At 34.6% G+C, this 13,387-nt stretch carries 15 protein-coding genes and 1 pseudogene; 3 read left to right on the top strand and 13 right to left on the bottom strand.

The features are described 5' to 3' along the window. Positions 1–20 precede the first annotated feature (20 nt). Positions 21–632: a TetR/AcrR family transcriptional regulator gene (locus Q9B79_RS05165; RefSeq protein ID WP_306182883.1), complete on the top strand. Its 612-nt coding sequence runs from the start codon at positions 21–23 to the stop codon at positions 630–632. Between the two features lie 92 nt (positions 633–724). On the opposite strand, the gene Q9B79_RS05160 is transcribed toward Q9B79_RS05165, so the two are convergent. The 7 genes from Q9B79_RS05160 to Q9B79_RS05130 all read right to left on the bottom strand — a co-directional run bounded on the left by Q9B79_RS05160 (position 725) and on the right by Q9B79_RS05130 (position 5,894). Beyond that, on the bottom strand, positions 725–1,183 hold the full coding sequence (locus tag Q9B79_RS05160; protein WP_306182882.1) for an SRPBCC domain-containing protein: 459 nt from the start codon (positions 1,181–1,183) through the stop codon (positions 725–727). A gap of 126 nt (positions 1,184–1,309) precedes the next feature. Beyond that, positions 1,310–1,549 (bottom strand): YczI family protein, encoded by a 240-nt coding sequence (locus Q9B79_RS05155; protein ID WP_306182881.1) that lies wholly within the window; start codon positions 1,547–1,549, stop codon positions 1,310–1,312. Positions 1,550–1,681: 132 nt separating this feature from the next. Further along, positions 1,682–1,939 carry a DUF3977 family protein gene (locus Q9B79_RS05150; RefSeq protein WP_306182880.1) on the bottom strand — a complete coding sequence of 86 codons (258 nt, stop codon included), beginning with the start codon at positions 1,937–1,939 and terminating at the stop codon, positions 1,682–1,684. 112 nt (positions 1,940–2,051) lie between these two features. Further along, entirely contained in the window at positions 2,052–3,902 is a 1,851-nt protein-coding gene (locus tag Q9B79_RS05145; protein ID WP_306182879.1) for a sigma-54-dependent Fis family transcriptional regulator, read from the bottom strand. A 314-nt stretch (positions 3,903–4,216) separates the two neighbouring features. Beyond that, positions 4,217–4,555, bottom strand: a complete 339-nt coding sequence (locus Q9B79_RS05140) for an NIPSNAP family protein (protein ID WP_306182878.1) — start codon at positions 4,553–4,555, stop codon at positions 4,217–4,219. A 4-nt stretch (positions 4,556–4,559) separates the two neighbouring features. After that, positions 4,560–5,111 (bottom strand): GNAT family N-acetyltransferase, encoded by a 552-nt coding sequence (locus tag Q9B79_RS05135; RefSeq protein ID WP_306182877.1) that lies wholly within the window; start codon positions 5,109–5,111, stop codon positions 4,560–4,562. A gap of 12 nt (positions 5,112–5,123) precedes the next feature. Further along, positions 5,124–5,894, bottom strand: a complete 771-nt coding sequence (locus tag Q9B79_RS05130) for a DeoR/GlpR family DNA-binding transcription regulator (RefSeq protein WP_306182876.1) — start codon at positions 5,892–5,894, stop codon at positions 5,124–5,126. A 251-nt stretch (positions 5,895–6,145) separates the two neighbouring features. Between Q9B79_RS05130 and Q9B79_RS05125 the strand changes: the two genes are divergently transcribed. Further along, positions 6,146–6,637: a hypothetical protein gene (locus Q9B79_RS05125; RefSeq protein ID WP_306182875.1), complete on the top strand. Its 492-nt coding sequence runs from the start codon at positions 6,146–6,148 to the stop codon at positions 6,635–6,637. 49 nt (positions 6,638–6,686) lie between these two features. On the opposite strand, the pseudogene Q9B79_RS05120 reads toward Q9B79_RS05125, so the two are convergent. The 6 genes and pseudogenes from Q9B79_RS05120 to Q9B79_RS05095 form a co-directional block, all read right to left on the bottom strand. Further along, positions 6,687–6,804 (bottom strand): annotated as a pseudogene (locus tag Q9B79_RS05120) (DUF4085 family protein); the annotation flags it as partial. 204 nt (positions 6,805–7,008) lie between these two features. Beyond that, a complete protein-coding gene (gene lpdA, locus Q9B79_RS05115) occupies positions 7,009–8,388 on the bottom strand; it encodes a dihydrolipoyl dehydrogenase (protein WP_306182874.1) in 1,380 nt (459 codons plus the stop codon). Positions 8,389–8,403: 15 nt separating this feature from the next. Continuing rightward, positions 8,404–9,603, bottom strand: a complete 1,200-nt coding sequence (locus tag Q9B79_RS05110; RefSeq protein WP_306182873.1) for a dihydrolipoamide acetyltransferase family protein — start codon at positions 9,601–9,603, stop codon at positions 8,404–8,406. 27 nt (positions 9,604–9,630) lie between these two features. Beyond that, on the bottom strand, positions 9,631–10,665 hold the full coding sequence (acoB, locus tag Q9B79_RS05105) for an acetoin:2,6-dichlorophenolindophenol oxidoreductase subunit beta (RefSeq protein ID WP_306182872.1): 1,035 nt from the start codon (positions 10,663–10,665) through the stop codon (positions 9,631–9,633). Between the two features lie 17 nt (positions 10,666–10,682). Continuing rightward, complete coding sequence (gene acoA / locus Q9B79_RS05100) at positions 10,683–11,681, bottom strand: acetoin:2,6-dichlorophenolindophenol oxidoreductase subunit alpha (RefSeq protein ID WP_242268477.1); 999 nt, start codon at positions 11,679–11,681, stop codon at positions 10,683–10,685. 169 nt (positions 11,682–11,850) lie between these two features. Next, positions 11,851–12,330, bottom strand: coding sequence for a DinB family protein (locus Q9B79_RS05095; protein WP_098668191.1), 480 nt, complete (start codon positions 12,328–12,330; stop codon positions 11,851–11,853). 188 nt (positions 12,331–12,518) lie between these two features. On the opposite strand from Q9B79_RS05095, the gene Q9B79_RS05090 reads away from it, so the two are divergent. After that, positions 12,519–13,364 (top strand): oxidoreductase, encoded by an 846-nt coding sequence (locus Q9B79_RS05090; protein ID WP_306182871.1) that lies wholly within the window; start codon positions 12,519–12,521, stop codon positions 13,362–13,364. The last annotated feature ends 23 nt before the right edge of the window (positions 13,365–13,387 follow it).

Genomic DNA, 13,387 nt, shown 5'->3' with positions numbered 1-13,387 from the left:
CAGTATAAAGAGGTGATTCTTTGAAAAACAGTACTCTTTCATCAAGAAAACACCGCTCCTTAGAAACAAAGAAAAAACTATTACACGCTGGTTACACTATTTTTATACGTAACGGATTTCAAAAAACGACAATTACACACATTATTAAACATGCAGAAACCGGTTATGGCACGGCATATGTATACTTTAAAAACAAAGATGACCTCCTCATCGTTTTAATGGAAGATGTCATGAATCAATTTTATGATATTGCCGAGCGCTCCTTTTCACCTCAAACAAAAGAAGAAGCATATAAAATGATTCAAAATCAAGTTAGAGCATTTCTGCAACTAGCAAAGAAAGAACGAGCTATTTTACAAGTAGTAGAAGAAGCGATTGGATTATCAAAAGAGATACGTCAAAAATGGGACGAGATACGGGAACGCTTTATAAACAATATTACGCAGGATATTACATACTCTCAAGAAAGTGGATTAGCACAACCTGAATTAAATAAAGAAATTGTAGCACGTGCTTGGTTCGCAATGAATGAAATTTTTCTTTGGACGATTGTGAAAAATGATAAAAAATTAGAGTTAGAAGAGATAGTACATACATTGACGGAAATGTATACGACGGGGTTATATAAATAGCACACCTTCAATAAATAAGGTGTGCTATTTTACATTTATAAAAATATTTTATCTGGATATGGAAGCACTTTTCCCTTAATATGTCTTTAATATTAATTTTCTTTATTATAAGCAGTTTCTACACATTCTGCTAGACGCTCCATTTGTTCCATAGTCAAACCTCGTGAAATCCAACCTGTTAACTTATACATAATTTTATAATAAAAATTACTAGGTTCATATTCTGAAATTAATGTTAGTACTGTACCTTCCTTATCTTCTTCTAACATATAAGTCATCGCTGAATAACCTTGCTTCATTTCACTTCCTAGTGAAATAATATGTGGTGCGTCGTATTCAATGATTTCTACTTCTGCCTCAATTATTTTCTTACCGACTTTTTGAACAGAGATATATTTATCTCCTACACATGGATTCTCTTTATCCATATTTGAAGGATAACGATTTTCCATAATAAACGTATTCCATTCTTTTATTTTTTCATCTTCTACAATATAATCACAAACTACATCAATTGGTGCTTTTATTACTATTTCTAGTGCGAAACTCATTAAACTGCCCCTCTCAAATACCCTATCCAATTCTATATTAACCAAATCATTATGCCATATTTTATATAGTGAAATACAAGTAGAATTTTAACTTTTATTTTGAGAATGCTTATTGTCATAAGAAAATCATTTAAAATATTTTATAAACGATACAACAATTAAAAATAAAGCAACAAGTAGTAAAGCAATTCCTATACTCCTATTTTCCTTTTCATTATTTTTAAAATTTTGTACCCCCATACTAACTAACATACATCCTAAAAGCATTTGTAAAATTAGTACACTTTGTTTCGAAGCATCATCCCAACTATAAATGGAATAGCCCATTATTATAATTGCAAGTAAAATCGTTAAGATTCTATTCATACGTAAATCCCTCCTATAAAAGAAGCCGCTAAGTTTCCTTAGCGGCTTTATTAACAATTTATATTTACAACATTACTTTTTATGAATTTAATATAAGTCCAAAGAATTTCCTAGCCAATATAACTGCGTATGTTAGCACACCTTTTCTTCATTCATTCTACTTACAATCCCAACTATAAATTTATATTCAATCCTCCTCTTTTTAACTTTTTTAAACCCTTCTTTCGTATCAAAAATAAAACACGTTTTCCGAAACCAAATTCGTACATATAAAGACTCAAAATAAATAGGTTTTATAATTCCTCGTTCCTCAAGTTCAGTTCCATCTTTATTTTCTATTTCTGTTCGAACGAACCACCTATTTCCAATACCAATTTCAATATATTTCACATAAGTCCCCCTTTCGGAAATTTATTTCTAACTATTTTATTATTTCCCCGGTAAGCGCACATTCCGACAGAACATGAGCCCACAAAGAAAAAGTAGATTACAAAAATCTACTTTATAACTGATATTTTTGCATTCGTTTATAAAATGTACTTCGAGGTACATCTAACAGTTTTGCAGCTAAGGAAACATTTCCATTCGTCTTTTCTAACGCTTCAATCATGCTATCACGCTGTATTTTTTCGCGGAAATTCAATGTGTTCTCTGTTTTATTTTCTGCTTGCAATGCAACTTGATGTTGATTTCCCATCATTGTTTGAAATAAAAAAGAGATTTGTTTTTCGCATATTTCCCGCCCTTGCGACAAAATGTAAATGCGTTCTAATACATTTAATAATTCCCGAATATTTCCGGGCCATGTATGCTGATAAAATTGATTACAAATACTTTTTGGAAATACAACATTCCAATTCTTTCGTTCACAAAAATGTTGTATGAAGTACGGAATATCCTCTTTTCTTTCTATTAACGACGGAACATATAGCGGATAAACATGTAAACGATAATATAAATCTTGACGAAATTTCCCTTCTTCTACTAATCGCAATAAATCTTTATGTGTCGCAGTAATAATACGAATATTTACCGGCACCTCTTTTGAACTGCCAATTGGGGTTACTGTTCGTTCTTGTAAAACACGCAATAATGCTACTTGCATCTCTGGTGGCACTTCACCAATTTCATCTAAAAATATTGTCCCTCCATCTGCTTGTTCGAATTTCCCTTTATATCCTTGGCGCCGTGCACCTGTAAACGCTCCTTCAGCATAACCGAATAATTCACTTTCCATTAATTCTTTCGGTAATGAACCGCAGTTAACAGCTATAAAAGGACCATTTTTTCTTGGACTATTTTCATGAATCGCTCTCGCAACATATTCTTTCCCTACACCTGTCGCCCCGCACACATATACACTAGCGTCAGTTGGTGATACAAGCTTAATTTCTTCTAATGTATGTTGAAATGCACTACTTGTCCCAATAACTCCAGGGAAAGTGATTCCGTTTATACATGCGGAAGTTGAAAATAAATTTTCTTGTTTATTTTCCTTTACATAAATACATTTCCCAATCATTCTATCATTACTATATACCGGTACCTCTAATTTAGGTTTCATTCCATTTTGCATTAAATCTTCAAGTTTCATTCGTGACCAATTACATACTCGCTCTCGAACCCTCTTGCTCGCAGAAACGATAACATCACGATGATTACAAATTACAACTTGTTCATCACTGTCAATTATATCTAAAAAACGATGGATTAAATGCAGTTCATTTTGATGTACTCGAATACTACATTCACGTTCAATCGCATGTGCAATCGAAGTTACCATTCCGAGCATATATGGATGCGAAAATTCAATTGGACAGGAGAAATCTAGAACGCCAATTAATTTTCCATCATCATTATGAATGGGAGCGGCTGCACAGCTCCAGCTATGAGATGCGACAGAATAATGCTCTGTACCACTTATCATAATAGCCTCTTCAATCTGTAACGCTGTTCCTATCGCATTTGTACCAACAGCTGCTTCCGTCCATTTCACACCTTCAATGAAATTAATATGTTTCGCTCGTTGCAACGTTTGTTTATTTCCACTTAATGATAGAACGTAACCGTCTGGATCAATTAATAATGCCATCATTTGCAGTTCATCAATGGTTTTTCTCATACTTTGTATTTGAGGGATTGCGATATCTAGGAAGATTTCACTCTTTTTCTTTTGGTCTTGAAAAATATTAGAAGACAAAATTTTCTGACCTTTATTCATATGAGGATTCACATTTGCCTGTTTACATCGATGCCATGACTCTGAAATTCTTTCATTTATACGGTTCGAATCAAGGACTCCTTCATCAACAAACTTTTTCCATGTATGTAAGTAAAACGGTGAAGCTAACATTGTATCATCTCCCTATTCATTGTTTTGGAGATCTGTAAAAACATACTTTTATTATAAAACTGTATAAAAGCGTTTTCAATAAATCTAGCAAGACGACACAAATATGTTAATAATTTGAATATCTTAATACGCTTCTTTATTCTTTTTTAGCAAAACCATATTTTGTATGATAGACACAAAGAAAATACATAACCAAAACCACTTTTGTGGATTGCCGTTTATAAAGAAAACTATCAACGCTATTGCAAATAAAATAGTGGATGCTACACTAAAATATAATTTTGTTTTCATTCCCCTTATCCCTCACCTCTCTATCACTTTATAGTACATATTAACTCTTCGTTTTTCATTTCTACTATGTACTCCTGTAAAACATATTCTCTTCCGCCATGTTTTTCATACCATTCATGTATTCTTTTCACATGCATCTTGTCGTTTCTAATTTTCGATTCAATGTCTTTATACTGTTCATAACTATCATATTCCCATATGGCGAATATTTCTGTTGTATCATCATTATTATTTTTCATCCAGCGTCCTATTAGTCTGGAACCATGCTTTAATTGATTGGGTAAGTTCGTAGTATTAAAATGCTCATTAAATGTTTCTACAAATTCATTCTTTACTATATAGTACTTTCTTCTGTAAAACATTCCACTACACCTCTTTTATGAATCTTCCCATTACAACCGTATTATAATACTTCCCATCCGACAGTCTTTTATCATGTTTCAAAATACCTTCTACTTCAAAACCTAATTTTTTATACAGTTGAATGGCTTTTTCATTTGTCTCTAACACTTGTAATGATATCTTTTTCACTTCATTTTCATTAGCCCACTGAATAGATTGTTGCAAGAGATTCTTCCCGATTCCATATCTCCAAAACTCTCTTAAAATACAAACGCCAAACTCTACTTTATGGGATAATCTTTTCAAATTTGATCCTTCACATCTTGAAAACCCTATGATTTCGTTGTGCACTTCTGCAACTAAAAAGAGATTCTTCACCTCTTCACTATCTGCTTTTATTATTTTTTGAAAACCTATTTTATCTATAAATCCCTCTCCAGCTTCTCTATCCATATTTTCAGTTTCGCCATCGATCTTAACTCTAATCTTCGATAATTGCTCCGCATCCGTTTCAGCTGCTGAACGAATTGTGTAAACTAATCCATTTATGTGAAACTCTTGCCCTTTTATAATCATTTCAAACTCCTTTTAAATGCAATCTATTGATGCTATTATAATCTCTTTACCTTGTTTTTCAAATTCTTGAATCGTTTCTTTACTAGCCTCCGAATCCGTTATTATAAGGTCAACTTCTATCAGTGACTCTCCTTTTATAAAGCAGTCTATTCCAAGTTTATTATGAGGTGCTAAACAAATATTCTTTCTAGCAATTTTACTTACTGTTTTTCCAAAATAAGCAACTTCCGGCGTTGCAGTACTTATACCATTCAATGAAATACCACCACCTGTAGAGAAATGAAGATCAATAGAAAATCTACTTATCAATTCAGAGGCAAGTGTATCTGTCATATTTCCTGACGGTTTCACCCTTCCACCAATTAAATACGTTTCTACATTCTTATAATCCCGTAACTTACTAGCAATTTCTAAAGCATTCGTAATCACTGTAAATGATGTTTCAGGTAAATACTTTAACATCGCATAATGAATAGATGCCCCGCCAATAAAAACGGAATCTCCTTCTTGTATGTAGGATGTAGCAACTTTCGCAATCCCTTCTTCACCTAGTGGGCTATCACGATAACATTTCGATGGTTCAGCAGTTAAATTTCTTACTCTAGTAAGTTCGATTGCACCTCCATGTGTTCTTTTTAACAAGCCATCCTTCTCCATAATAGATAAATCTCTTCTTATAGAATCAATAGACATATCAAAACTTTCCGCAAGATCTTTAGCAATTACCCTTCCATTTTTCTTAAGTAACTCCAAAATTTTCTCTCTACGCTCTTCAGTAAACATGTTCTCACCAACATAATTGAATATTCGGAAAATTAACCCATCTTTTAATTATATGCATGTTTTTTCTGTTTTACAATATTTTTAATACTTTTTTATTCAGCTCTATACAGGTTTTCTCCCTTTTTCTATCCCATTAAATTAACAACTAAATAAATGTATATTTGCATATTTCACAATTATACTTCCATTCATCCTTCTATTAATGTAAAATTATTCCTACGTTTTACTTTTTAACACAGAAAGGAATTATTATGAAATCTATAATGAAAGTAACTTGCACAGCATTATTATTTACAGGACTTATGGCAGGATGTAATGGAAATACTACACCGAAACAAGAAAAGAGCGCTCTTGAAAAGAACGCAATGCACTATGGGGAAATAGTTAAAAATGGATACTATAGAGCAACTGTTGAAAATGCTAAATTCGAAAAAATAGACAAAGAGTGGCGTCTCACAGCTCGCGTTACTATAAATAACGCTCGTGCTGACGGACAAACGATAGATCTTTCAGAAATAAAATATTTCATAAAAGATGAAAAAACGGGTAAAAAATACGAAGGTGAAGTTATACAAAATGAAAATGCTAAAAAAGTTCCATCTGAGTTTTCTTTAACTAGCGACATTGAATTTAATATGAAAACTTCACCAAAAGATTTAAATAATATGTATTTATACATAGATAGCAAAGCTGCGCCGTTAACAGATACATATTGGAAACTTGATAATTTAGCATCTAAATAAAAAACAGTCTTATAAGACTGTTTTTTTGTTTGTAAAGTTATAAAGTTTACTAGTTACTTATCTCAAGCAATACGTCTTTTGCACAAATCGTCACTTCTTCAAATAGACAATCAAATACCCCCCAATTCGAACCCTTCATTCGTAAGATCTATTTCATGACATAGAAACTTTAATCAGTGGGGGTTTAGTTTATCCCCCACTGATTATCAGCCCTCACCAATCGGACGTTTACGGACAGCCCGACTCCCACCTAACTTCTTTGCTCCAACTGAATTTTGAGGTGGGAGTTTTACTGTCCGTTAACGCGGGATAAAAATTCAAACCACTATTCTCTTATTCATTTAGAGAATAGTGGTTTATTATATTTCCATCTAAGCATGTACAGCATGCCCTACAGCTTGCAATAACGCTTCATGAATCGCTTCAGATAAAGTTGGATGCGCTGCAATATAATCTCTCATAATATCAGCAGTAACTTCCGTATGAATCATTACGGTTCCATGTCCAATCAGTTCGGTTGCACGAGGACCGATAATAGAAATACCTACAATTTCTTGATATTTAGGCTCCACAATAACTTTTACTTTACCCGTTTGTTCTCCAATAATAAGCGCTTTTCCATTTGCTGAAAAAGGAAACTCCCCGATAAGAATATCACCATATTGCTCTTTTGCTAATTTTTCACTCAAACCGACACTAGCAATTTCTGGAGCTGTATAAATACAGCGAGGTACAGCATGGTAGTTTACTTTTACATCTTCTCCACTCGCGTGTAATGCTGCCGTAGTTCCTTCATGGAAGGCAACGTGAGCAAGCTGGATTCCACCAATCACATCACCTGCTGCGTAAATATGTGATACATTTGTTTGCATATGTTCATTCACAGCAATTCCTTTATTTGAATATTGAATGCCGGCTTTTTCTAAATCTAATTTTTGTACACGTGGTTTTCGGCCGACAGAAACGAGAACAAATTCTGGATTAACTGCCTGGATACTTCCTTCATATTCAAATGAGGCCTGCTTCTTATAATTATTTAATCCTTTTAAAGCTGCTCCTGTAAATATTTCTATGCCATCATTTTCTAGTTTCTCTTTTAATATTTGTGCGATATCTCTATCTTCACCAGGTAATAATTGCGGTGCCATTTCAACAATCGTAACTTTTGTTCCAAGACGACTATAAATACTGGCAAACTCGCACCCTATTACACCACCACCAACGATTAATAATGATTTCGGTATATTTCCTAGGGACATTACATGGCTACTATTTAAAATCCACTTCCCATCAAATGGAGCAAAAGGTAATTCAGTCGGTTCTGAACCTGCCGCAATAATGAACTGTTCTCCATCTACTACAATTTCTTTATCACCGTGTGTAACTCTCACACGGTGATCCGTTTCAAATCTCGCTTTACCTTGCATAACTTTTATTTTATTTTTCTTCATTAAATATTGAATTCCTTGGACGAGCTGCGTTACGATTTGTGATTTCCTCGCCTGTATTTGCTTCCAATCAACTGAAATATTTCCTTCGTTAAGCATAACTCCATAGTGATTCGCTTTTCTCACAATGTCATGCACTTCTGCACTTTCTAACAATGATTTCGTAGGCATACAACCAACATTTAAACAAGTCCCACCAAGATCAGCTTCATCAATAAGAGTGACTTGTTTTCCACTTTGAGCCGCGGTAATTGCTGCTACATAACCAGCAGGCCCACCTCCAATAACGACTAGTTTACTCATTCTCTCACCTTCTCTTTATAAAAGAATTGTTACAGGTTCTTCTAAATAACGTTTAATTGTGCGTAAAAATGCAGCTGCTGGTGCACCATCTAATACACGATGATCGAATGTTAAACTTAAAGGTAACATACTTCCTTTTCTTAATTTTTCCCCTTTATATACAGGAACGTGTTCAATTGCCCCTACACCTAAAATACCAGTTTCAGGTGTATTTAATACTGGCGTGAAATATTCAATACCGAAGTTACCTAAATTACTAATTGTAAAGGTTGTTCCTTGCATATCATCACTACTTAAACTGCCTGCTCGTGCCTTTTGTGCCACATTCTTAATCTCTTTAGATAGTTCTACTAAAGATAGATTATTTGCAAAGCGAATAGCTGGAACGACTAATCCTTTTTCTAACGCGACCGCCATACCTAAATGAACATGTTCAAATTGATGAATGGCATCATCTATATAAGAGCTGTTCATCTCTTTATGCTCTTTAAGCGCTAATACAACAGCACGAGAAACGAAATCCGTAATAGTTAGTTTGTTATCGTACCGTTTTTGTACAACTTCCGCTATTTCTTTATGTAAAGCTACTAAATCTGTAACATCCACTTTCATCGTTAATGTTAATTGCGCACTATTTTGTAAGCTTGCATGCATACGGTTCGCAATTGCTTTTCGCATACCAGTAACAGGAATGACTTTGCTTTCTTCTTGTTCAAGTACTTCTGGAATTATTACTCTATCTTCAATCGCTTTTAATACGTCTACTTTTGTAATCCTTCCGCCAGGGCCTGTACCAACTAATGCCTTGATATCTAGATTTTCAGACTTTGCAATTTTCTTCGCTACAGGTGAAATTTTGATTCTTTGTTTTGTCACATCTATCGCATATGATTCTGGATGTGGAACCTTTTTAGGCTCTAGATTCGGTGTTTTTTCTTCTACAACTTGTGTACTTTCATTTACTTCTACTTTTTCGTTCGGTTTACCGATATAGCAAATGACAGTGCCAGGTGGAACGCCCTCATCTTCACTTACAGCTATATCAAGAACTGTTCCATCCGCTGGTGCTTCTATTTCAGTTTCGATTTTTTCCGAATTAATACTAGCAATTAGTTCACCTTTTGCTACATGATCGCCTGCTTTAATATTCCAACTTGTAATAATACCTTCTTTCATCGCCATACCTAACTTCGGCATTACAACTTCTACAGCCATGCTTCTCTCTCCCTTCTCATCGTTTCGTTACACATGCAATAAAGATTGGTCTCCAATCATTTCTGATATAGTTTCAATTACTTTCTCTGGCGTTGGTAAATATAACTTTTCAAGTGGTGGAGAGAATGGAACTGGTGTATGTGGTGCTGTAATTCGTTTAATAGGTGCATCTAACAAATCGAATCCTTTATCCGCTACAATTGCCGCAATATCTGTTGCGATACTACATCTTGGATTTGCTTCGTCAATAACAATAAGGCGATTTGTTTTTTCAACAGATGCTAAAATCGTATCTTCATCCAGTGGTGATAAAGAACGTGGATCGATTACTTCTACTTCAAGTCCTTTTTTCGATAATTGCTCAGCAGCTGCAAGTGCTGTATGAACTTGCTTTCCAATTGCGACGATTGTTACATCAGAACCTTCACGTTTCATATCTGCTTTACCTAAAGGAATTGTATAATACCCTTCCGGCACTTCACCTTTCATATTATAAAGTGTTTTATCTTCAAAGAAGATTACTGGGTCATCATCTTCAATTGCCGCTAACAATAAGCCTTTTGCGTCATACGGAGTAGAAGGAACGACAACTTTTATACCTGGAATGCTCGTAAATAACGCATATAAACTTTGTGAATGTTGTGCAGCTGCGCTAAAACCAGCACCATGCATCGTACGTACTGTAACTGGCACTTTTGTTTTACCACCAAACATATAACGAAACTTTGCACCTTGGTTTAATACTTGATCAAGACAACTACCGATAAAATCATTAAACATTAATTCAGCAATCGGACGTAGTCCTGTTGCCGCAGCAGCCATCGCCGCTCCCATATAACCTGCTTCTGAAATTGGAGTATCTAAAATACGGTTTCGGCCAAACTCTTGTACAAGTCCTTTTGTAACACCGAGTACACCGCCCCACGCCTCATCATCTTGCAAGTGATCAACTTGTGCACCACCTGCAACATCTTCTCCGATTAAAATTACATTTTCATCACGACGCATTGAGATTTTCATCGCTTCATTAATTGCAGTTGACATACTTACTGTTCTAGTCATTATTTTTCACCCTCCTCTTATTTGTAAGAAACGTATACATCTTTTAATAATTCTTCATCCTCTGGATATGGACTATTTTCACTAAATTCAATTGATTTTTGCACTGCTTCATCTACTGCCTTTTCCATATCTACAAGCTCAGATTCAGTTAATAAAGCTTCATGAATTAAATGCTTACGGAAATTCACAATCGCATCTTTTTCATTTAAATGTTCTTCTTTTTCTTCTGACGTTTTATACGTTTGTGCTTCACCTTCGAAATGACCGTAATTACGATATGTCATACATTCAATTATTGTTGGACCACCGCCATTACGCGCACGTTCTACTGCTTCTTCCGCCGCTTTATACACTGCAAGTAAGTCCTTTCCATCCACTTGAACACCTGGAATATTGTAAGCTTTCGCGCGATCTGCAATGGAATCACAACTTGAAGCATATTCAAATGTCGTTGCTTCACCGTAACCGTTATTTTCTGCGATAAAAATAACTGGTAACTTCCAGATCGCAGCTAAATTAACCCCTTCATGGAATGTGCCTTCATTATTTGCTCCGTCACCGAAGAAACAAACACTTACATCTTTCGTTCCTTTATATTTAGCTGTTAATGCTGAGCCGCAAGCAAGTGGAAACCCTCCGCCTACAATCCCATTTGCACCAAGCATTCCTTTATCTAAATCAGCAATATGCATGGAACCGCCCTTACCTTTACATAACCCTGTTGCTTTCCCAAAAAGCTCAGCCATCATCCCGTTTAAATCACAGCCTTTTGCGATACAATGTCCATGTCCTCTATGTGTACTTGTAATACTGTCACGATCCGTTAAGTGGGCACATACACCAACTGCTACTGCCTCTTCACCTGCGTATAAATGAACGAAACCTGGCAAAACGCCTTGCGCGAATAATTCATGTACCTTATCTTCAAACTTACGAATTTCTAACATTTTTTCATACATCCAACGAGCTTGTTCTTTCGTAATTTCATTCCCTTTACTTTCAGTTGTTTTTAACATGTTCAGCCCTCCTATTTTCTTGTTCATCTTTTATATTGCAAATACTGTGCCAAATTCTAATCCTTGATTTAATAGGTTTTCTCTTTTCTTTCAAAATAAAAAAGTGGACAAAATGAGACATCTGTCTCGTTTTGTCCACTTTTGTTCATCTAATTTGAGAATTATTATTTTATTCAGGATCAAAACTCTTCTGTAACTTCCGGATGTAAATAATTTGACCTATATGATAAGCATTATGAGTTGTTACATTGGCTAATACTTCCCACCACTTTGCAGAAACAGGAAATCCAACTACGTCACTTTCAACCTTCTCTTCATCTATAAGCTTTTGCCATTGTAACAGTTTCTCTAGTAGTTTTTCTCTTAACTCATCGAAAGATTGATTATCTGAAAGCATAAAACTTTTGTTATTATCACCAATTGCGGGCACGGCATTCACATTTGATTCTTTGTATCTAGTTTGCCACGTTGAGTTCCAATACAGTAAGTGTTGTACAATTTCAGCTATACTATTGCTCTCTTCATTCGGTTTCCAGAAAGCTTCCCTCTCTGATAAATCTTTCACTGCATCTGAAAATGGAATATACCAACTGGGATCATTTGCATTCGCCAATAACTGATCTGCTAATACATCTTTCACATGAGCCATTTTTCTTCCCTCTTTTCATTAACGTATTCTTACTCACTTCTCTATATACGCTGAGTCCGTATCATTCCCTCTTTTAAAAATCCAAAAGAATATAGAATTAACATGAATTACTCTCAAAGAAAATGTAAGAATAATAGATTTTCTTATCATAACTCGTTATGATAAAAGAAAAAGAAAGCTGGCAGAAAATGAACAAAAAAGTCGCAATTATTACAGGAGCCTCAAGTGGATTTGGACTATTAACTACACTCGAACTCGCAAAAAAAGATTATTTCGTTATCGCTACAATGCGGAACCTTGAAAAACAAGTGAACTTACTATCTCAAGCTACTCAACTCAACTTGTTGCAAAACATAACAGTTCAACAATTAGATGTAACCGATGAAAACTCTATACATAACTTTCAATTATATATAAAAGAAATCAATAGAGTAGATCTACTTATTAATAACGCAGGATATGCAAATGGGGGCTTTGTAGAAGAAATTTCAGTAGAGGAATACCGTAAACAATTTGAAACGAACCTTTTTGGAGCTATATCAATTACTCAACTTGTATTACCTTATATGAGAGAACAAAAAAGTGGGAAAATCATTAATATAAGCAGCATTAGTGGTCAAGTTGGATTCCCTGGTCTATCCCCTTACGTTTCTTCAAAATATGCATTAGAGGGCTGGAGTGAATCCCTTCGTTTAGAAGTAAAGCCTTTCGGAATAGAAGTTTCCTTAGTTGAAGCTGGTTCTTATAACACAAACATTTGGGAAGTTGGTAAAGAGCTAGCTGAAAACCAATTTGATACCACATCTCCCTACAAAGAATATATGGATAAAATACAAAAATATATGAATAGTGGCAGTGATACATTTGGTAATCCAATAGATGTTGCAAAAAAAATAGTGAAAATTGCTGAAGCAAAGCATACAACATTAAGATATCCAATTGGAAAAGGCGTCAGATTTATGATTCTCATGAAAAAGTTTCTTCCTTGGAAGTTGTGGGAGTATATTATTTTACAGACCTTCAAGAAAATGTAATTAAATTTATTGAAAAAATATGT

This window comes from Bacillus sp. MHSD_36 (assembly GCF_030757775.1).
Lineage (GTDB): Bacteria > Bacillota > Bacilli > Bacillales > Bacillaceae_G > Bacillus_A.
The sequence above is the reverse complement of the archived record's forward strand: the minus strand, read 5'-3'. Positions and strand labels throughout refer to the sequence as shown.

Excerpts from the sequence above, each read along its gene's own strand:
- Q9B79_RS05160 (WP_306182882.1), bottom strand. The coding sequence starts at position 1,183 with ATGAGTTTCGCACTAGAAATAGTAATAAAAGCACCAATTGATGTAGTT.
- Q9B79_RS05155 (WP_306182881.1), bottom strand. The coding sequence starts at position 1,549 with ATGAATAGAATCTTAACGATTTTACTTGCAATTATAATAATGGGCTAT.
- Q9B79_RS05145 (WP_306182879.1), bottom strand. The coding sequence starts at position 3,902 with ATGTTAGCTTCACCGTTTTACTTACATACATGGAAAAAGTTTGTTGAT.
- Q9B79_RS05140 (WP_306182878.1), bottom strand. The coding sequence starts at position 4,555 with ATGTTTTACAGAAGAAAGTACTATATAGTAAAGAATGAATTTGTAGAA.
- Q9B79_RS05135 (WP_306182877.1), bottom strand. The coding sequence starts at position 5,111 with ATGATTATAAAAGGGCAAGAGTTTCACATAAATGGATTAGTTTACACA.
- Q9B79_RS05130 (WP_306182876.1), bottom strand. The coding sequence starts at position 5,894 with ATGTTTACTGAAGAGCGTAGAGAGAAAATTTTGGAGTTACTTAAGAAA.
- Q9B79_RS05125 (WP_306182875.1), top strand. The coding sequence starts at position 6,146 with ATGAAATCTATAATGAAAGTAACTTGCACAGCATTATTATTTACAGGA.
- lpdA (WP_306182874.1), bottom strand. The coding sequence starts at position 8,388 with ATGAGTAAACTAGTCGTTATTGGAGGTGGGCCTGCTGGTTATGTAGCA.
- Q9B79_RS05110 (WP_306182873.1), bottom strand. The coding sequence starts at position 9,603 with ATGGCTGTAGAAGTTGTAATGCCGAAGTTAGGTATGGCGATGAAAGAA.
- acoB (WP_306182872.1), bottom strand. The coding sequence starts at position 10,665 with ATGACTAGAACAGTAAGTATGTCAACTGCAATTAATGAAGCGATGAAA.
- acoA (WP_242268477.1), bottom strand. The coding sequence starts at position 11,681 with ATGTTAAAAACAACTGAAAGTAAAGGGAATGAAATTACGAAAGAACAA.
- Q9B79_RS05095 (WP_098668191.1), bottom strand. The coding sequence starts at position 12,330 with ATGGCTCATGTGAAAGATGTATTAGCAGATCAGTTATTGGCGAATGCA.
- Q9B79_RS05090 (WP_306182871.1), top strand. The coding sequence starts at position 12,519 with ATGAACAAAAAAGTCGCAATTATTACAGGAGCCTCAAGTGGATTTGGA.